The sequence below is a fragment of the Mesorhizobium sp. BR115XR7A genome (assembly GCF_020165315.1).
GTDB lineage: Bacteria > Pseudomonadota > Alphaproteobacteria > Rhizobiales > Rhizobiaceae > Mesorhizobium > Mesorhizobium australicum.
The window spans coordinates 318,497-337,747 of sequence record NZ_JAIUHW010000002.1 but is presented as its reverse complement, the minus strand read 5'-3'; the positions used below and the strand labels follow the sequence as shown (position 1 = coordinate 337,747).

19 protein-coding genes and 2 pseudogenes are annotated in these 19,251 nt (G+C 58.6%); 13 read left to right on the top strand and 8 right to left on the bottom strand.

Features of this window, described 5'->3' with window-relative positions:
- Positions 1-175: 175 nt before the first annotated feature.
- On the bottom strand, positions 176-472 hold the full coding sequence (locus tag LB557_RS05720) for a hypothetical protein (RefSeq protein ID WP_140502864.1): 297 nt from the start codon (positions 470-472) through the stop codon (positions 176-178).
- Between the two features lie 638 nt (positions 473-1,110).
- Between LB557_RS05720 and LB557_RS05715 the strand changes: the two are divergent.
- Positions 1,111-1,753 (top strand): annotated as a pseudogene (locus LB557_RS05715) (VOC family protein).
- 66 nt (positions 1,754-1,819) lie between these two features.
- Here the strand turns inward: LB557_RS05715 and LB557_RS05710 are convergent.
- Positions 1,820-3,581, bottom strand: a pseudogene (locus tag LB557_RS05710) (MOSC domain-containing protein).
- 346 nt (positions 3,582-3,927) lie between these two features.
- Here LB557_RS05710 and LB557_RS05705 point away from each other — a divergent pair.
- From LB557_RS05705 to LB557_RS05665, 9 genes are all read left to right on the top strand, one after another.
- On the top strand, positions 3,928-4,854 hold the full coding sequence (locus tag LB557_RS05705) for a DUF4331 family protein (protein WP_181169702.1): 927 nt from the start codon (positions 3,928-3,930) through the stop codon (positions 4,852-4,854).
- Between the two features lie 80 nt (positions 4,855-4,934).
- On the top strand, positions 4,935-5,516 hold the full coding sequence (locus LB557_RS05700) for a HupE/UreJ family protein (protein WP_224642824.1): 582 nt from the start codon (positions 4,935-4,937) through the stop codon (positions 5,514-5,516).
- Between the two features lie 133 nt (positions 5,517-5,649).
- A complete protein-coding gene (locus LB557_RS05695; RefSeq protein ID WP_224642825.1) occupies positions 5,650-6,360 on the top strand; it encodes a sensor histidine kinase in 711 nt (236 codons plus the stop codon).
- Positions 6,361-6,457: 97 nt separating this feature from the next.
- Positions 6,458-7,522, top strand: coding sequence for a dicarboxylate transporter/tellurite-resistance protein TehA (locus tag LB557_RS05690; RefSeq protein ID WP_140502873.1), 1,065 nt, complete (start codon positions 6,458-6,460; stop codon positions 7,520-7,522).
- A 215-nt stretch (positions 7,523-7,737) separates the two neighbouring features.
- The gene (locus LB557_RS05685; protein ID WP_140502875.1) at positions 7,738-8,193 is read left to right on the top strand and encodes a VOC family protein; all 456 of its coding nucleotides are present in this window, start codon (positions 7,738-7,740) and stop codon (positions 8,191-8,193) included.
- 432 nt (positions 8,194-8,625) lie between these two features.
- Positions 8,626-9,171, top strand: coding sequence for a recombinase family protein (locus LB557_RS05680; protein WP_224642827.1), 546 nt, complete (start codon positions 8,626-8,628; stop codon positions 9,169-9,171).
- 345 nt (positions 9,172-9,516) lie between these two features.
- The gene (locus tag LB557_RS05675; protein WP_224642828.1) at positions 9,517-9,825 is read left to right on the top strand and encodes a hypothetical protein; all 309 of its coding nucleotides are present in this window, start codon (positions 9,517-9,519) and stop codon (positions 9,823-9,825) included.
- 304 nt (positions 9,826-10,129) lie between these two features.
- Positions 10,130-10,582 (top strand): hypothetical protein, encoded by a 453-nt coding sequence (locus LB557_RS05670; protein WP_224713038.1) that lies wholly within the window; start codon positions 10,130-10,132, stop codon positions 10,580-10,582.
- 11 nt (positions 10,583-10,593) lie between these two features.
- Positions 10,594-10,800 (top strand): hypothetical protein, encoded by a 207-nt coding sequence (locus LB557_RS05665; RefSeq protein WP_224713026.1) that lies wholly within the window; start codon positions 10,594-10,596, stop codon positions 10,798-10,800.
- A 244-nt stretch (positions 10,801-11,044) separates the two neighbouring features.
- Here the strand turns inward: LB557_RS05665 and LB557_RS05660 are convergent, their stop codons facing one another.
- A complete protein-coding gene (locus LB557_RS05660) occupies positions 11,045-11,764 on the bottom strand; it encodes an SOS response-associated peptidase (protein WP_224713025.1) in 720 nt (239 codons plus the stop codon).
- A 46-nt stretch (positions 11,765-11,810) separates the two neighbouring features.
- A complete protein-coding gene (locus LB557_RS05655; protein ID WP_140620249.1) occupies positions 11,811-12,032 on the bottom strand; it encodes a DUF768 domain-containing protein in 222 nt (73 codons plus the stop codon).
- A 342-nt stretch (positions 12,033-12,374) separates the two neighbouring features.
- On the opposite strand from LB557_RS05655, the gene LB557_RS05650 reads away from it, so the two are divergent.
- Entirely contained in the window at positions 12,375-13,061 is a 687-nt protein-coding gene (locus LB557_RS05650; RefSeq protein ID WP_411970523.1) for a hypothetical protein, read from the top strand.
- A 337-nt stretch (positions 13,062-13,398) separates the two neighbouring features.
- Positions 13,399-13,572, top strand: a complete 174-nt coding sequence (locus LB557_RS05645) for a hypothetical protein (RefSeq protein ID WP_181171474.1) — start codon at positions 13,399-13,401, stop codon at positions 13,570-13,572.
- Between the two features lie 162 nt (positions 13,573-13,734).
- Here LB557_RS05645 and LB557_RS05640 read toward each other — a convergent pair whose 3' ends face one another.
- The gene (locus LB557_RS05640) at positions 13,735-14,595 is read right to left on the bottom strand and encodes an ATP-dependent DNA ligase (protein ID WP_224641778.1); all 861 of its coding nucleotides are present in this window, start codon (positions 14,593-14,595) and stop codon (positions 13,735-13,737) included.
- 1,320 nt (positions 14,596-15,915) lie between these two features.
- Positions 15,916-16,050 (bottom strand): DUF1127 domain-containing protein, encoded by a 135-nt coding sequence (locus LB557_RS05635; RefSeq protein WP_224641812.1) that lies wholly within the window; start codon positions 16,048-16,050, stop codon positions 15,916-15,918.
- 215 nt (positions 16,051-16,265) lie between these two features.
- Between LB557_RS05635 and LB557_RS05630 the strand changes: the two genes are divergently transcribed.
- Positions 16,266-17,174 carry a transcriptional regulator GcvA gene (locus tag LB557_RS05630; protein ID WP_224641779.1) on the top strand — a complete coding sequence of 303 codons (909 nt, stop codon included), beginning with the start codon at positions 16,266-16,268 and terminating at the stop codon, positions 17,172-17,174.
- A gap of 331 nt (positions 17,175-17,505) precedes the next feature.
- On the opposite strand, the gene LB557_RS05625 is transcribed toward LB557_RS05630, so the two are convergent.
- Together LB557_RS05625 and LB557_RS05620 are read right to left on the bottom strand one after the other, a co-directional pair.
- Positions 17,506-18,243: a class I SAM-dependent methyltransferase gene (locus LB557_RS05625; RefSeq protein ID WP_318013333.1), complete on the bottom strand. Its 738-nt coding sequence runs from the start codon at positions 18,241-18,243 to the stop codon at positions 17,506-17,508.
- Complete coding sequence (locus tag LB557_RS05620) at positions 18,240-19,196, bottom strand: ketopantoate reductase family protein (protein ID WP_224713024.1); 957 nt, start codon at positions 19,194-19,196, stop codon at positions 18,240-18,242. The genes LB557_RS05625 and LB557_RS05620 overlap by 4 nt, the downstream gene beginning before the upstream one ends.
- Positions 19,197-19,251: the final 55 nt, after the last annotated feature.

The window sequence follows — 19,251 nt, the reverse complement described above, 5'->3', positions numbered from 1 at the left end:
CATGGGGAAGTGTTCAAACGCCACGTGGATCAGTTGCCCCCGTTTACCCAGCTGACGCAGAGGTAAACAGTCCCATCCCTAATGTCACTGGATGGAACTCTCTACGCAAACAAATGGCGGGCACTCGGCCCGCCATCGTTCGGCTCGAACAGGGATCGCGCCCTGGCTTGGAAGATCACGAGCCGGCAAGCGCATTCAAGTCGGCGCAGAACTCCGCATAGGGCTTCGTCATTCCAGCGTCCTGGCATTCCCTCATCATCGCCTCGCGCTTCGTGTTCGGGAGAGTGGCCAGCGCCGCCCTGAACCGCGATCTCATGATGGGACTTGTGTGTCCCGTTTCCCTGATCGAACCGGTATGAAGGGGCTGCAGCTGGTTGATTGGGTCAATGACGTCAAGAGCCCCCGCAGCAGCAATCCCGCTGGACGCCGAAAGAGAAAACGCCGCTCCCAAGCACACACCTCTGATATTCATGATAAACTCCTTCCCTTTGTTGATATGCGTTACCAGCATATCGGTAACCACAATGTTTAACCAACCATGGATTCACTGGAGCAAGTCCAGATGGTGTGAAGTATCAACGTTTCTGCGAGTTCACCATTGTTCGATGGTATCGCCGATACTTTGGAATGGGCTGCCGGACAAATGCCCAGATTGGTGCGGGTACCGGCCTTTTGGAGTCCCTAATGTCCAAGGCGCCTCTTCGCTAGGAGTTGCCGAGATTCGACTGTAATCGGCGTCGCCGGCGGTTGCCTATACCAACGTGCAATGGATTTATCTCCATTGGGGTCGGATGGTGTCTCAAGCGAGCCTAACGATAGAGCCCGAGGTGGCAGGAACGAGATTGCTGACTCCCTCGGAGCGCCAGCTGGTTGCCGCGACTGCACGTGTCGGAATCGTCGGTGCGCTTCCAGGCACGGCGCAAGCATGGGAGCGCGACCAGCGTATCGAACCGGCGTTGGCTCAGTCCGCCAGGCTAGGCGGGTATGACGGCCGGAGGATGGCGTTCGGCGACGCCATGGCTCGATTGATGCAGTTGACCGGTCTTCGTTTTCGCACGTCCAAAGTGTCCGAAGGCCCAACCCGAGGAGATTGACGTGAGTAATGATGCAATGAGCGTTGCAACTGCGATTGAAATTGCGAAAAGGGCCACCATCGAGATGAAGCTGGAAGCCATCGTCATCGGTGTCTCCGACGTCGATCGCTCCAAGAGTTTCTACAGTCGTCTGGACTGGAGGCTCGATGCGGACTTTGTCGTCGGCAATGCGTTCCGCGTTGTTCAATTCACCCCTCCGGGCTCAGCGTGCTGCGTGCACTTCGGCAAGGGCCTGACTTCGGCCGAGCCTGGGTCCGCGAAGGTAATTTACCTTGTCGTCCCCGACATCGAAGCGGCACGCGCTGAACTCGTGGCGCGTGGGGTCGACGCTAGCGAGGTGTATCATCGGGCCGGCCCAGGCCAGCCACCTATCGGCGGCCGAGATCCAGAGGCGCGCAGCTATTCGTCTTTTGCCACATTCGCTGATCCCGATGGCAATGGTGGCTGTTGCAGGAGATCACGCACCGATTGCCTGGTCGCGAGGACGCGCAGGACACGACATTCTCGAGTTTTCGGAGCTTGCCGCTGCGTTGCGGCGGGCGGCTTCGGCACATGTCGAGCATGAAAGGCGGACTGGCGGCCAGCGTGACGACAACTGGCCCGACTGCTACGCGCAGTTCATGGTGGCGGAACAAACCGGTGGCCCGCTGCCGACATAGTGGCCACGCGCGGAGATTTCCAATCCTGCGAGCGATAGCTCCGGTGTCGAAATTCCCCGGGGCAGATCAAAGGTCGAGAACGACGTCCCCATCGGGCTGCGAGCAGCAAATCAGCGCATTGGCCGTCGCCGGCGGGTCGATTGGCTCGGGGCTATAGGTGACGGTCCCAGTGACGAGTCCCGTCTCGCAAGTATGGCAGACGCCAGTTCGGCATGACCATCGCGTGGGCACGTCGCAGGCTTCGGCAAGTTCAAGTAAGCTCTGAAACCGTGATCCCCAGCGGACGCTCAAGCCACTCCGGGCAAAAGAAACACGGGGGCCCGCGTTGGGAGCTTCAACCAGCGGATGCGGCGATCGCGATGGATCGCTGGCTATCCCGGGCGTCGTCGAAGGACCTGGGCCAAACACTTCGGTATGGATTCTTGCAGGGGCGACGGCGCATGTGGCAAGACCGGCAGTCATGCCACTCATGAACACCGATGGTCCGCAGATGTAGAAGTCGGCATCTGGCGGCACACCCAGATCTTGGAGTGCGCGCACATCCAAGCGTCCGATAGCGTCGAAATCGACACCTAACCTGTCCTCGCGATCGGGCGAACTGTAGCGTATGTGGGAATGGCTGCGCGTCAAGGCCTCAAGCAGGTTTCGGGCCTCTTCGGCGAAAGGATGCTCGCGACCGCAATGGGCCCCATGGAACCACCAAACTTCTTGCGTCGACGCTCGGGCTGCCAATGCGTGAAGCATCGACATCATGGGCGTAACGCCCACTCCGGCGCTCAGCAGCACTATCGGGCGATCCTCGTCCCCGAGAATGAAATTGCCCCGTGGCGCGCTCACGTCCAGGAAATCTCCAACCTGGACGCTCTCGTCTATAAACGTGCTCGCCTCGCCATGCGGTTCCCGCTTTACGCTTACCCGATAGCACCGATCCCCGGGCGCACTCGACAAAGAGTAACTGCGCATAACAGCCGGCCCGTCGGCCGAAACCGCGAGGCGCAGCACGACGAATTGGCCGGGGATGGCGGCGTACAGATGAGAGTCATCCGTAGGCTCGAGGATCAATGAAACCACAGTCCCGCTTTCATGGACCTTGCGAGCCACCTTCAGCGGCCGGAACCCCGGCCATGCTGGTGGCCGTCCGGAGACAGGGTCCAGACCGGCATTTCCCGTCGTGGTTCCCTTCTCCCCTTGTGCGAGAAGTGCTCGGAAGGATCCTTGCCAACCAGGACTCAGCGCGGGAATGCGCAGTGCGCGCTCAAGCTGGCTCCGCGGATGGCTGGGCGTGTAAAGCAGCGCGTCCACCTCGGAGAACCGTCATCGCCTCTGGGCCGATTTCCACCCGAGTGATTTCATCTCCCGCCTGAACCTGGCCTTCTTCCAGTACGCGCAGGTAAAAGCCAGGCCTGCCGTGCGCGACCAGCAGCGCGGCCATACGCGGCTCATTCATCCGGATGCCAACACGGTAACAGGTGACGCGCGGCTGCGTCACTTCCAACAGCGCGCTGCCGATGCGGTAGCGATCGCCAATGCAAACCTCACGATCCGGCAAGCCATCGACCGTGAAATTCTCGCCAAATTGCCCGTAAACGAAGTCGTTTCGACCTAGCTCGCTTTGCCAGAACCGATAAGAGTCGATTTGATAAACCAGCACGGCGCGTTGTTCGCCACCGTGCCCCGCGATATCTCCTTGCCCGTCGCCATCGATGTTGAGCCGACGCACCTGGCAGGGGCCCTCGACTGGCGCTTTCCAAACGGCGGTGTCGACGATCTTGCCTTGCCATGGAATGCCGCGCGGCAATCCCACATTGACCGATAGCAAGCGAGCCATGTTCCCTCTTCTTCGTCAGCGTCGCGGGCTGCACCGCTCGCCAACATTTCACCGAGGATGCCTTCAGGGTTACCACCAAAAGTACCATCGCGGGCCCGCCGATGCGACCGAGACCAAAGTATTGGAGATACCATCGTCCAATATATTCTGGCTCGTGGCGCTGCCACAGTTTGTTCTGCTGAAGTGACGGATGGGTGTTGTCGTGGTCACGATTTTGCAGATGGTAATCTCGTGTCAGGGATAAATGTATCTTTCGGCTTCCGCTTTGGTTCAAAATTCGGAGAACATGATAATGTCTCATCACTATTCAGGCCCTGACTTTGGCTTTCCTCGTGGAGACGCACGTTTGGACCTCACTGACATTTATGCCTTCCCCAAACCGGGAGACGCGAGCAAGTCGATCCTCATCATGAATGTGCATCCATCCTCGACGGTGATTGATCCACATTCCACAACCGTAGAGCCATTCGCCCCCGACGCGGTGTACGAGCTGAAGATCGACACAAACGGCGATGCAGTCGCCGATGTCGCGTATCGAGTGAATTTTGTGTCCTTGTCGGAAGGAAGGCAGATCGCCTCTGTGAGTCGTGTGGAAGGCGCCTTAGCAGCTGGGGCCGACGACGGCGGGGAGGTCGTCGTCACGGCCGCACCAGTCTCGAGAGGAAGCGACGCCCAGGTAACGGAAGCAGGCGATTACCGTTTCTTCGCGGGTTGGCGAAGCGAGCCGTTTTTCTTCGATACTCTCGGCGCCGTCGCGGATTTGCAATTCACGGGTGCTGATTTCTTTGCCGACAAGGATATCTGCAGCATCGTGCTGGAAGTAGCCAATTCCGCGTTGGGCTCAAAGCCCATCGGTCTATGGGCTCGCATCTTGGACAGACAGGGCGACCGTTGGATACAGGTTGAACGTGGTGCTCGACCCCAGCAGGCAGTGTTCCTCCCCGGCGAGCAGAGAGAGGACTATCTCTCTGCCGAGCCGGCAGACGACAACCAGTTCATCAAGACGTTCGCGCACACCCTTGAGCACTCGGGAGGATACCGGCCTGCTGAAGCAGAGCGCGTGGCAAGAACACTGCTTCCCGACATTCTCGTTTACGACCCGTCACGACCTGCGTCATTCCCGGAAAACGGCAGAAGCCTGACTGACGATGCCGCGGATTTCTTTATGGCCATTTTCACGAACGGCGGGGTTCCGGGGGATGGAGTGGGGCCGCACCGCGACCTGCTTGCCGAGTTCCCGTACCTGGGGTCGCCGCACAACCCGCACCTTTGAGGGTTGGAGATGTTCCCTGGGTGTTGTTCGGTCCACTACCCGGCCGAACGCCGCTCGTGTGCTTCACTGAGGAGACAGACATGCGATTGATCCTGATTTTGATAACTGTAACCCTCGCCTTGGCAACGCCAACCTTTGCCCACCCCGGCGTTGATTCCGTCGTTTCCTTTAACGCAGGGTTGGGTCATCCCCTCACGAGCCTCGATCACATCACGGCCATGGTGGCCGTCGGGATGTGGGCCGCCGCCAAGGGAAACCGTGCGCTCTGGGTGTGGCCGTTGACCTTCCTTGTGGTGATGCTGATTGGCGGCGCTCTTGGCCTGGCGCACATCACTGTGCCGTTGGTGGAGCCCGGCATCCTGGCTTCGGTGATCATCCTGGGGCTCATGGTGGCGTCGGCGGTAAATCCGCCGGTATGGATCGGAGCTGCCATCATTGCTCTTTTTGCGCTGCTGCATGGTCACGCCCATGGAACTGAGTTGCCTGAGACCGTGAATGGGGTTGAATTCGTTGCGGGATTTGCGTCTGCCACCGCGGTCTTGCAAGCAATCGGAATCGGATTGGCGCTCGCCTTGCAGCGCTCTGCGTCAGTTCCCCTCAGTCGCGCGAGCGGCGCGCTCTGCGTCGCGATCGGGGCGGGTCTGTACGCAGGAGTTCTTTGAAGCGGGGCCAAGCAAGAGCCGTTTCTGGCGTCAGATTCATTGCTGGATTGCAGCACAAGTGGCGCTGTGTGGCTGGGACTGACGCAAGAACTGTCGACCGGGCAAACGGAGGAATGGAATGTCAGGACCAGAGATGGATGATGACGTGTCTCTCAGCCCAGGCGTCGTTCCTGGGGGTCGCGTGCGTTCGCAGTTATCCACGGCGGGGGTGGTCCATGACCTCGGCAATCTCATCCAGGTGGCTTCCTCTGCGTTGAACCATCTGGCTCGCGAGCCCAGCATCTCAGCGGTTCCGGGAATTGATATTGTAATTGCCGGTGCCAGAACCGCGTTGGATCGAGCGGGCGGCCTTGTCAGGCAGACGATCAAGACGGCCCGGGAGATTCAGGGCGATGTCGAGCATGCGAACATAAGCGTGTGCCTGGTCGAGATCGAATCTTTTGTCCGAAGTGCTCGATATGAAAATGTTCGTTTTGAGTTTCGGGTAGATTCCAACCTCCCTTTGGTAAGGTGCGATCGGGCAGGCTTGCAGAACGCGGTCCTGAACCTTGTGTTCAACGCTCGTGACGCAATGCCTGACGGCGGTTTGATCTCAATCGACGCCTTTGCCCCGGAAAGCCTTCGTCAGGTCGCCATTCGCATTCGGGACAGCGGAATTGGAATGACCGGCGAGACAGTGGTCCGGGCATTTGATCCCTTCTTCACGACAAAGGGCGGTGGCTTTGGCGGTGTCGGCCTGCCGATGGTGAAACGTTTCGCCGAAGAGTCCGGAGGAAGCGTCCATATCGAGAGCGTACTCGGGATGGGCACAACCGTGACATTGCGATTGCCCGCAACAAGCTGACGAAGCACTGCGAGCGGTCCAATCGCGACTGCGGCCGGGCACCGGTGTGCTGTGACAATCCCCTATCACCACGAGCCGGAAACCGTGAGGAGCAACAATGGAAAAGCCGTCCATATCTGAAGGCATCACACCACTGAGTGGGTTGGCGTTGGACGAAGCGGTGGCATCCGCGCACGAGGGGATGATCCCTCCGCCCATGGAAAAATCTCTGATAGCGCGGTTTCCCGCTTCGTTCTTTGCGATCGGCCTGGGGACAAGTTCCTTCGCTGGTTCGTGGCAGTTAGCGCATCAGCTCTGGGCGGCTCCGGAGGGGATTGTTGTGGCATTGGTGTTGCTTGCGGCGTGTCTGTGGGCAGTCCTTCTGACGCTCTACATTCTGAAGTTGTCGCTGGCTCCAATGGCGCTGCGAGCAGAGCTCGCCAATCCCGTTCAGAATTGCTTCCCTGGTCTGGCGGGCGTCGGCATGATGCTCACTGCAGTGAGCATGTTGCCCTACAGCAAGATTGGGGCAGTCGTGCTGCTTTCTACGGGAGGTGTGCTCGCAGCAAGCTACGGCATCTGGCGGACCCAAATGATCTGGCGGGGGACGATTTCGATGTCCGACGCGACCCCTGCCCTATACTTGCCGGTTGCCGCGGCCTCTTTTGTCCTGAGTATTGGCTTGTCGACATTTGGCTGGTTTGACTGGGCCGAGCTGGCGTTAGGGGCGGGACTCTTCTCATGGCTGGCGACCGAATCGCTATTGTTTGGCCGGCTCTATTTTGGTGAGCCGCTAGCCAGCCAGATCCGATCGACGATGGGTGTCCAACTGGCGCCGCCGGCGGTGTGCTCACTGGCCTACGCTGATTTGTCGGGTACCGCTGGAGACGTGTTCGTCCACTCCCTCGTGGGTTACGCGCTTCTGCAAGCAATTGTCGTTGGCGCCATTCTCTCACGGATCCTACGACGCTTCTCCGCCGGACTTTGGAGTGTCAGCTTCGGGGCCACAGCATTGGCAACGTCAATTGAAAAGCTGGCTGTTCGAGGCGACACGAATGTTGCGACGGTCCTTGCTCTGCCGGTTTTTGTTGGCGTCAACCTGCTTATCCTGTGGCTAACCGTCAGAACGATCATTTCGGCTATCTCCGGTTCTCTACTGCCTGTCGCCCAGGAGGAGAAATGATCCCCTGTGCAAATTCCGCCCTGCAATAGCGGCCACGTATAGCCGTGCTTCGTGGGTCTGAAGGGCCGCGACTTGGTAGGTGCTTCGGTCGGCACTGCGACGTTCCCTTGCCACGGGCTGCTCACAACTGCCGATTTGCAAAGGAGACGCCCGCGCAGGATCGGCAGCCAAGGAAGGTCGCGAAGATTTGAACTTTGTCTCAATGGGAGTCCCGGATGACCCAAGCAATCGTAGCGGATCAAATCTATGCAATGCCCCCGCAAAAGGGCTTTACCGTCGCGCATTTTTTGACAGTGGCCGACATCGGTCGTTCGGCGCGGTTTTACGAGAAGGTCTTCGGAGGCCGCATTCTGAGCCTGGGAGATAGCAGTGGTGCGCCCGGCTACATTCAGATCGCGAATACTTGGCTGATCGTAAACGTCGGGGGTGGGCCTACCCCCGACAAACCGTCCGTCATGCTTGATGTTCCCGGCGATCCCAATTTAGCCAGCAGCTTTCTGAACATTCGCGTTGCCGATATCCACGGCTGCCATGAACTATGGCAAGCCCGAGGTGCTGAATTCATTACCGAGCCGATGGAGAAGTACGGCGAGACGCGCTGCTACATTCGCGATCCAGACGGCTATATCATCGAAGTGGGTCAAAGTGAGCCAGGGGTCGTATTTGGTTAGCCAGGGAGGCGCAAGGCCAGACTGCACGACGAGGAGAGCAAGCATGCTGCCGAGTGGTTGGGTCAAAGCTTGTGACGAGCAGCCTATCGGTCCTGCGACTGATCTGCGGCCCGCGCGCTTCGATGGGAAATCGATGTCAAGTATCGGCGGCGTGGTTCTGATATTGGAGGAGCCAATGTCAAGAGCGTCATTGGCGAGACGTGGCCCGTACAGAACGCCGGCTGCCGCTTTTTCTCGCCTCCCGCGGCTCCCATGCCTAACTTTTTGAGCAGCGATGTCTGCTTACGGGCGGGGGCAAGCTGGCTCCAATGGCCGACATGAGGCGCAAAACTGTCATTCGTATAGTGCTCTCACATGTGGTGCGCGATCAGCTTGACATCGACTATTTGCGGCAAGGTAGCATCAAGCCTTAGCACCTTGAGGTGACACCAAATGGCTCGCATTGGTTACGCACGCGTCAGCACAATCGATCAAGACCTCGATACGCAACTTATTAAGCTGAAAGCCGAAGGATGCGAGGTCATTCGCTCGGAGAAGGTTTCGGGCGGCAGTCGTGACGGTCGCGCCGAACTGGCAACGGTGTTGGATTTTCTTCGTCCTGGGGATGAGCTGGTGGTTACGCGCCTTGACCGGCTTGGCCGCGATACCCGCGACGTGCTTAACCTCATTCATGAATGCGAGCTGAAAGGCGCATTCGTTACCGTGCTCGATCCGCACGTCTCGACCCGTGGCGAGATGGGGCACGTCGTGCTGACCGTGCTTGGCATGGTCGCGCAAATGGAACGGCGCTTCATCAAAGAGCGACAGCGCGACGGCATCGAGCAAGCTAAGCGAGCGGGCGTATATCGTGGAGGGAAACGCCGATTGGATCGCGACACTGTTCTGAGGCTGAAACAGGAAGGCAACGGACCGGTAGCGATTGCCACTGCACTTGGCTGCTCCAGAATGCAGGTCTATAGGATTTTATTAGGCATGTGAGGTGGGCTTGCCGGGCGTGGTTCTTTTGACGACCTTCATGTCGACTCCCGCCTCGGACTCCACGCGCTCACTTCAGCGTCACCGCCGTGACGTGCGGGTGGGTCGCGCATACTTCCAAGATCTGCGCGTTGAACGGCGCAGATGCTCCTTCGCGCCAGGGAATGCATGTCGACGCGATACCTCCGAGGTGAGCTGCGTTGAAGGGGCAGCTCCCGACACTTCTGCCGGAGCGCCTGGAGGGTGTGCGCGCCAACTCCGGGCCGAACGCTGATAGCTGGCAGCACGTCATGCAGGAACCTCCTGGCACGCATCGAGTTTGAATGACGTAGTCAAACGGAGCAACTGATGAACGTCGCCAACCTGCAACTCGAGGGGCTGCTGATGGCAATAGCGGCCGTTAACAACGCGCTCGTCCACAATGGGGTGTTATCGATAGATGCCATTGACGATGCACTGCGCAAGGCTGAAGCTTCAGTTACAGGCGAAGAGCGGGTATACGAGGACATGTCGCCGGCCAACAGGGATGCGATCCGCTTCCCGTTGAGGCTGCTGCAGCTCGCCAATCTCTCGCAGGACGAGACCGGGGTTCCGCCCTTCTCAGAGTTGGCGCGGCAGGTCGGGCAGACCAAGGAACCGTACAACGACCAGAGGTAGTTTGTAGAGCCGGCGAACCAAAGCATTGCGCCGCAACAGTGCTTTGTGGGCTGTGTGGTGTCTGTGTAGTTACGTGGGGGCAACCACGTCTTAGGCAGCCACCTTAACGGGCCGCGACGGTTGCGAAGGCTTGCCACAGGTAACGGCCTAGGCCCGCCAGGTAGGTTGCAGAGGTACCCGGCGGGCATCTTTGCAACGCACCGAGAAAGAACCGCTCATCCCCTGAACCTTTCGGTGTACCAGGTGATCTTGCCGTCCACCTTCATCGGCTTGTGGATCATCAGACGCTTCGGAAGGTGCTCCGATGGACTTCAAGGAGCGTGATCTTGATCGATGGCTTGCACCGGTTGCAGTCGAATTTCAGCTTCAAAGGATCAACCCCGCCGCCATAGACCATCATGAGATCGGCCGATCTGCAGTAACGGACATTGCCGCAACTGCATTCCACCTTCACAAGCATATTGTGCCGGGTCGCCTGCCCCAGCGTGTCGATCGGATCATGCGCCATGAGAACAGAAAGGGAACAAAGTCCTTGCCCGTCAAGCAGTCTTATGGAATCTTTCCGCAGATGAGCGACGAACCGACCAGGCTTCCCGACGGCATAACGCCCGTGCCGCGCGAGCGCGCCAGAGTGCTAAGGCACATGTGCGAGCGCACAGGTTGCGCGAAGCGCGGAGGGTTCGGCTTTGCTCGGCCTCGCCAGGATCCGCATTGGTTCTGTTTCGAGCACCGAGATGATGGGGAGCGCTATCTCTGAAGGAGGAAACCATGGCAGATAGACCACCGTATATGCCCACAGGAATTGGCATCGGCATGCTGAGGGACGACGAAACGAAGATCGGCGTCCTGATTTTCGAGACGGTGGAAGGCAATTTCGACTTCGCAGTCAACTTGCAGGCGGTCGACGTCATTCGGAAGGCGCTCAGCAAAATCGAGACGCACCTCACGAACGGCAAAATCTCGGACGTGGATTAGCCGGTGAAACTATTTTATGCCCCTGACGTTCTTGCCGTCTCAGGGTAGGTGGGCAGGTGGTACTTGGCAGGATTTAGGAAGTTCGGGTGTCGGCAATGTCTCGGCGCCGGCAAGGTTTTTCAATGCGCAAAGTGGCTGAGCTCAAACGGCACGTGTTGCCCGACGGGAGTGCACCGAACCGGCTGCAAAGGGTCTACGATCAGATGCCCTATGTGTCGTGGCAGCGGCCTCCAAAGCCCGGAACCTAGACGTCAAACAGATCAGTAGGCCCGCGACCGATCTCATCAATGATGTCGGGCGTGTTGTTGCGCGGAGATCCGACCTTGCTGTCGATCGGCCACATCTTCATTAGATCGGACGGAAAGGGCTTCATCAGCTCGCGAGGGTCCTGCTCCGGCCCAAGCCAGCGCATGTACTCGGCCGGCGCCAGGATCACCGGCATGCGGTCGTGGATGGTCGCCATCAGATCGTTGGGCTCGCAGGTGGCGATGGCAAAGGTCCGCACAAGTTCGCCCGTAAGCTTGTCGGCATACTCTTCCCATATGCCGGCCATGGCGAAGGGGTCATCAGACTTCATAGCGATAGCATAGGGCTGCTTCTTCTTCCCCGACGCGTCGAGCTTCTGCCATTCGAAATAGCCGTCGACGGGCACCAAGCAGCGGCGCGTATTGTAAGCCTTGCGGAACAAGCCATTACTGGCAATGGTCTCGCAGCGGGCGTTGACCGGCGGCGGGCGGCCGTCACCTTCCCGAGCCCATCCCGGGGCCAGGCCCCAGCGCGCCGACATAAAGCCGGCCATGCTGGTCGACAGCTCTTCACGGATGATGATCGGGTAGGTCAGGCTCGGAGCACCGTTCCAGAGAGGAAAGCTGTTGCCAAGCCGTTCGACCTCGCCAGGATGGGCGAATTCGAACCGGCGAACCATGTCGGGGATTGTGGTCTTTACGAAAACTCGTCCGCACATGCACCAGAGATAGGGACCCGAAAAGCAATAGTCTACTTCGGGACCGCTATTCGATCGCGCCACCCTCATGATTGCTGACAGCCTCCGCTATTACGGCGAAGACGCTGTCGACCTCCTCATCTATCTCACGCGGCCGGATACCAGCCTTGATCGCGTCGGCCATGGCCTGATCGGCAAGATGAGCGATCAGGCCCGGATCGACGGAAGCATGTTCGGGTATATTTTCGCTCATCCAGCGATAGAGGAAATCCACGCCGCGTGTGCTCATTCGGCGATAAGTGCGATGGGTGCCCTAAGTTCCCGGCTGGCACGCGTTGGCTATTGCTTATCCCGGAAATCGAGCAGCTTGGCGTAACGTAGCTTCTCCTCGCCCTTCAGAACTTCACGCGGCCGACGAGGCCCGGCCTTAGCCATTCGGCCTTTTCCTTCGTGAGACCTTTCGGCGGCGGCGCGCCGATCTTACTCACGACACGGTCATTCGTACGGATGACGCATTTCCTGGTTCGTCGGCTAAGATTACTATCGGACGGCTCCCCTCAGTCTGGATTAAAAGATGATCTTGGAGCTATTTGGGCCCTCCGGCGCTGGTAAGACCACCTTGGCGTCCGAGTTGGCACGCGATCTGCGAGGTCAGGGCCAGCCCGTTCTTTTGCATATCGCTGACCGTGCACACCCGGTTAGAAGAGCCGCCTTTAAACTGGTTTCTGGCGTTCATTCAAAGTGGATTGGACAGCATTCTCTCGGAGAAATGTTTGAGATTCTCCCACCCAAGAACGAGATGTGGGCAGCTCGTCTGAACTGGCATCTTGAGGCTCTTTTGCAAGCTTGGCGCGCCGCAATGGCGTCTAATCAAAAGATCTCAATTTTTGACCAAGGTATGGTTCAATTCGTATCCTCACTGGCTTTGTTCAGCGACATCACGGATCGTGAAAGAGTGTCGCGTGCTCTCGAGCTTCTGCCCAAACCGGACCTTCTTGTCCGATTGCGGGCGCCAAGGCGAATTCTAGAGGTGCGGTTGAGGGAACGCCGGCGTACTCTCGGGATCATTCAGAAGTTCCTCGATCTCGATCTGCAGAGCAGTCTTGATCAAATCCACCACATTAATCTTGTCGAGGAAGAACTTAAATCGTTCCCGGTACCCACTATTTGTGTCGAGAGCTTGGATTCAGACGGCCTCAGAGCCGCCACCCGAGTAATAACGCTTCGATTAACAAGATTGCGCGGCGCGGCCGATATTCAAACGGGCTTGGTATCAACGAAGAGAGATCGCCGACCAGAGCAAGATGTTGCGGATTAGAACGGCCAACGCCATCCACGGCGCACCTCCTTTAGCAATTAGCTAAAATAGTTTAGCAAGGCCAAGTGTTTGAAGGCCGCATGACGAAGGTATCTGGGTCCTCTGTAAATAAGTACTCATGTGGTATGATTCGCTGCATGGGCAAGAAGGCGAAGCACAGAGGAAAGCAGGCTATCATTGCACTCCGATGACGAGTGCAAACAGAAGCCGCTTACTATGCCCGCAAGTGCGGCATTACCCCGGAAGAAGCGGCCAAGATGATTCGGGAAGCCCACGCCCCAAAGCCCACCATCCTCTCTAGAGGACGTTGAGGCCATTATCAGTTGACGAAACTGAAGTGAACGTGCGCAATAAGCCCGGCCTTGCCGATATTAAGCGGAAAAAGCCCACCGGCCTGAGCCAGCGGGCGGTGAAAGGCAGATGTTTCGGTTATTCGATCGATCAGAGCGAGCGGCAAAGCCTCATCCGCATCAAAGAAACTCAGGAGCTCATCGAGCAGAACCGCGGCTGAGAAAGAGGTCCCGCGAAATGCTTGCGCACGCGTCCGCCGCGCTTGGCAGCATTTAGGATCCCATACCCCGTCGGCATGGTGTCGGGCGTGTAGATGACGCCGACGCTCCCTGTCGATCAGTGACTCAAGCGTCCAGTTGTTACGCATCAAAGCACGATGTCCCTATTTTTCCCGAAAATCCTTGAGCGAGGCGTGACGTAGCTTCTCCTCGCCCTTCAGGAACCTCACGCGGCCGACCAGACCGGGCTTCAGCCATTCCGCCTTGTCGCTCTTAAGACCCTTCGGAACAGGTCCGCCGACCTTGCCTTGCACGCGGTCCCACAGCACTTGCCGCTTGTCGGCCTTGAACGTGACGAAGGCGCCGCCGGCATAGCGGCCCCGGTCGGCCATGAGCACCATCGCGGGTTTCCCGGCCTCACGCTGCACGCCAATGATGTCCATTTCCTTCTCAGCATAGCACTTGATCTTGCGCCCGTTCATCGTCGTCCCGCTGCGATATTTGCTGTTCTTGCGCTGGGAAACTATGCCCTCCAGGCCGGCTTGGTTGACAAGGTGATAGACGGCATCGCCGGTCCCAGGCATTGCTTCGCTGAACTGGATGCGGCCACCGGTCGGGATCAACGCCTGAAGGATGTCGCGGCGGTCTTCCTCTGGCATTTCGCGCAAATCACGGCCATTGAGGTGCAGGAGATCGAACGCCACGAGATACAGATCGCGAGACGGCTTGCGGCTGGTGATGGCTGATTGCAGTGCATGGAAGTCAGACAGCCCAGCTTCATTGATGGTGATCGCCTCACCGTCGATGATGAAATCCTTCGCTTCGATCGCCGCTGCTTCGCCGGCAAGCTGGATATAGCGACCTGTCCAATCGTAGCCATTCTTGGTGATCAGCCGAATCCCGTCGTCGTCCTTTGTGACTTGGGTCCGGTACCCATCGAACTTGATCTCGTGGAGCCATTCGGCGCCCTGTGGCGGGGTGTCGACCAGTTCGGGCTCCATTGGCTTAATGAACTTCAGACGCATCAACTCACTCACGCAAACCGTCGATTCAATAAGCTTTAGCTAAAATGGTTCCGGAACATTTAGCATGACCGGATGTTGCAGCCCGCATGACGAAGCTATCCGACCTTGGCCCTCCGATTCCCGGCAAACTGTATGGGCGGGAAGAAATTGAAGAGCAACTTCACTTCTACAACTGCCCTGAATGTGGGCAGCGGGTCGACCAGCGCGATATGCGGCAAATCTTGTGGCATGAGCGGCCCGGGTCATGAACCGCTGGAGCCGGAGACTGAGGTGATAGAATTTCCAAAGCGGAAATAACAAAGCTCGCCGGCCGGAGCCAGCGGGCGGTAAGTTCCGCTCAGAGTCGCAGAGCGCGGCCCACGTTAATGTATATTCAAGTTCTCTAATTTAACGTTTGTAAATGCGCTTCTCGGTTTTGCCTTTTTGCTGGGCAGCATTCTTCGGTTGGGACTTCGCCGCCAACGAAGGCGAATTCACCGTTGCCCTTGGTATGCGAGTTGCCCACCTAATCCACGTCATATCGGGATAGCTGTGGCCCGTGTCCTGTTTCGTTCACAGTCTACGGGACGATAGCGCCTGACTTGGTGGCGAGCCGGTCGAGCAGCTTGCGGGATTCATCGATTATGCGGCGCGTCTCTGCGATGTCTGAGCGCAAATCCGCAACATGTGCCACCGCCCGTTGCTGATAGAGGCGAGCGCTCACGGTGAAATAATCGTCAGGCTCCCAAGGCTCCATCGTTATCGGGTCTGTTTTCGAATTAGTCTAAACGACCACGCTTAAGGACTGATGACCGAAATCGCGTGTTGCTGTGATTGGCTGGTTCAAGGAAGTTGGGATACTGGCTTCTAAGACCGATATGAGGCGCGTTGCCGCCAATCTCGTTGCCATATGGACGGCGGCTTTCCCCGGGTGATCGCCCAAAACTGCACCTCCGCTTTCCTCCTCAAGACAAGCAACGTAGTCTCGGGAGCTGAACCGGTCATCCGCGCTGCGACGGATGACCGCCCAGCGTCAGATTTCGGTTCGCTCCGCCAAGCACAACGCGTTCTCAACATCTATACCAAGAGCGGCCTTTCTCGGCCATCGACACGGCGAGACCATTCATCGCCACACCCCGGTGGAGGACCACACGTTGGGCCAGCGGCCGCCAAGGACGGGTGCGCGAGGCATCCGCATAGCCACGCCACAGACCGACGACGGTCCTGCCGTGGGCTACGCCGATACGCCGCCAGCATGCTCGAGGCCGTCGGCGAGAGGAGCCATGGCTGCCCGTCGGGCATTTGCTATGTAACGCGGTTATCTTGATGGGCGGTCTAGAATTAGGCCTGCCAAGGCCATTTTGCGCATTCGTTCCGAACCTGAGTACGACTAAGACCCAGGTCTGCGAGCTGATGGTCCTCGAGCTCGGCCAATTGTCCACGCTGGCAGTGGAGTTGGATCCAGCGCCCTACCATTACAATCGCTCCTGTTACATTGTTGGCGATGTGACGGACATGTGTCGGCAACGACGACGATGGCCTCCGCGCCTCAGCCAGCGGGTGATTGAACATTTCTCATCCTTTCGCGGCATCCATGTTGACCTGTGGCGCTGAAGTGCGCCAATCTGCTGCCGCGCGCAAAGCATGGTTTGTCATGCTAGCCCGAATTTTTCTCATGATCTGGTGCTAAATTGGCTCGCCGACTGCCGTCGCTCAATGCCCTCAAAGCCTTCGAGGCGGCGGCACGTCATCAGAGCTTCACCAGGGCGGCGGAAGAGCTGTCCGTAACGCAGGGCGCGGTAAGCCATCAGGTGAAGGCGCTCGAGCTCGAATTGGGCATCAGGCTGTTCGATCGCGAACGTCAAAAGCTGAGCATTACACGGGCCGGGCTTACCTATCTGGAGGTGGTGCGGGATGCCTTTGACAGTATTGCTCTCGGCACTCAGCGCATCCAGCATCTATCACGGGCCGGAGCGCTGACGGTCAGCACGTCGCCCGACTTTGCGGCCAAATGGTTGGTCAACCGCCTTGGCAGGTTTGCCGAGACGCATCCAGCCATCGATCTCAGGATTTCCGCAACCTTGCATCACGTCGACTTCGCCAGAGAGGATGTCGATCTTGCGGTGCGGCATGGCGATGGCAACTGGCCCGGGCATGATGTTGTCCGCATATGCTCCGAGGAACTGTTCGCGATCTGCAGTCCCAAACTGAAGCAGCGAATGCGCGAGCCTTCCGACGTGCTGAGATTTCCGTTGCTGCATCTTGATGACCGAAAGGACTGGTCGGAATGGCTCGAGGTCGCTGGCGTCGTTGATGCCAAACTCTCCCACGGACCGATCTTGAACCGCGCCAGCATGGTCATAGACGCCGCTGTCGACGGCCAGGGCGTCGCACTCGCCCGCACGACGCTTGCGGCGTGGGACCTCATCAACGGGCGGCTCGTCAGGCCGTTCTCCATGGCTCTGCGATTGTCCAAGACCTATTGGATCGTGTGTCCCAAGGCGACGTCGATGCTGCCCAAAATCACGACATTCCGGAACTGGCTGTTGGCCGAGGCCGCTGATGACGTACGTCGCCTCGAGACGCTCGTTCCAAAGTAGTAATTCCAAAATCGCGAACGTCCGGCAGTCGGAAACGTTACTTCCTCGACTACTCTCTTGCGACGGGCGAACGTCCGACTACCGGTCGCAAGCAGTACTTCAGACGAATGCCGATAGGAGACGGCCGTTGGCATCCGCGATCTCTAGCACCGTCGACGGGAATGTCAGCTTTCGAGCAATCGCAAAATTGAAATCTACGACCGATATGAGGCGCAAAGCTGTCTTGCGTGGAGGCGAAGTTATCACCCGCTGACCTAGCTCGGTCACCAGATCAGCACGGGAGCGCTGCGGTTTTCGTGTTTGAGATTATCGCGACAAACATCGCGACATGTCAGTTCCAATATTTGAAAACTCTCCCGAGACGATTAGGCATCATGAACAGCTCGTCCGAATTGGCAAATCCGGCTTGATAGCCGATCGCCCTCCAAGTGTCGGCCGGCTCGGGGAAGTCTGCCAGGCGCATGTGGCTCTCCATCGCGGCGAATTCGTCGTCCGTGACCGCGGCAAACGCCGCCCGACAGACTGAGAATCGATCGAGCCAGTCATCTCTGGTCTCGCCCTCGAGCAGCGTAGGCTCCCAGATCAGGAATATCCCGCTGCGGCTGAGTGCATCATGCACGTCTCTCATCAACCGGGCCTTGCCGTCGGTCTGCAGATGGTGAAGCGACATTCCGATCCACACTACGTCGACAGGCGCGGACCAGTCGGCCATCGCCTCGACGAAATCGCAGCATCTGAGCTCAACAGGGCATGTCAAAACCTTCAACGCCTCGCTCGCGAGTTGCAGCGATCGTGCCGAGAGGTCGATGCCGTAATAGCGGTCGACGGACGTTCCCTTAAGCGCCGCCGCTGACGCGACGGCGTCCCCGCATGCGATGTCGAGAAACTTGAAGGGCCTCGGCATCTCTCGGGACAATAGTTCCCCGAGCAACCCATAGACCTCGCGGTGAAACATTAGGTTTTCGCCGACGATCTTGCGATAGGCTGCCAACTGCCTGTTGAACAAGGCCTGGGCACAGTCAGCTTGGAGCGACGGGGCGCCTGCGGTTGAAGTTTGGTCCGTTGTCATTTGGTTTCCTCCAGAGCGTCGGGCCAAACCAGTCGTGGCAATTCGGAGCCTCCCGCATGCAGATGCAACGCTCGATAAACGGCGGTATGTGCCGGCGTCGGCACGCCAAGCTCGTCGCCGAGCGCGCGCAAGCGCCCCGACAGCCATGCGAGCTCGGTCGGCTTGCCTCGCTCAAAATCGATGGTCATCGAGGATCGAGTGTCTGGCGGGAACGTTCGCCACAACCACATCACCTCCTCGTTATATCCGTCGGGCATGGGGTAGCCCGCTGCCGTCGCCACGGCCATTCCTTCATCCCGGAGCTGTTCTATAAAAGTGCGCGCTTCAGGGTCGGCCAGGATCGGGCCTATGCCGGCGCGCATCAGGCTGGTCGCGCCCGAAAAGGCGCACAGCGTGACGAACTTGGTCCACAGCAACTGGTCTACGTCTTGGACCGTCTGCAGGTCTATGCCGACAGCTCGGTCGCAGACGCCGCGAAGCCTTTCGATCGTCGTATCGCCTTGTCCGCCGACCTTGAACCGGGTGACGCCGCCGCGATGCACGATACGGCCCGGAGCTGCGAGGTGGACGGAAACGTAGGCGGCGCCCCCTGCAATCTGCGAACGCGGCACAAATCGGGCAAGCATGTCGATGCTGTCTATGCCGTTCTGAAATGCCAGGAGCCTCGTCTGCGGCCCGACCAGCGGAACCACCGCCGCGGCCGCGTTTTCAACGTCGTAAAGCTTGACGGCGAACACCACGACATCGACGAAGCCAATGTCGGAAGGTGCCTCGGTCGCTGTAACCTGGCGCAGCGTCATGTTGCCGAGGGGACTTTCCAATTGCAGACCTTCCGTGCGCATTGCTTCGAGATGGGCGCCGCGTCCGATGAAAGCCACGTCTTCCCCGGCCTCGGCGAGCCGCGCGCCGATATACCCGCCAATTCCACCTGAACCCATGATCGCGACCTGCACTATCGTACCTCCCTCGCCATGTCGCTACGCGCTTCTACAGGATTTGCGTGTCTTG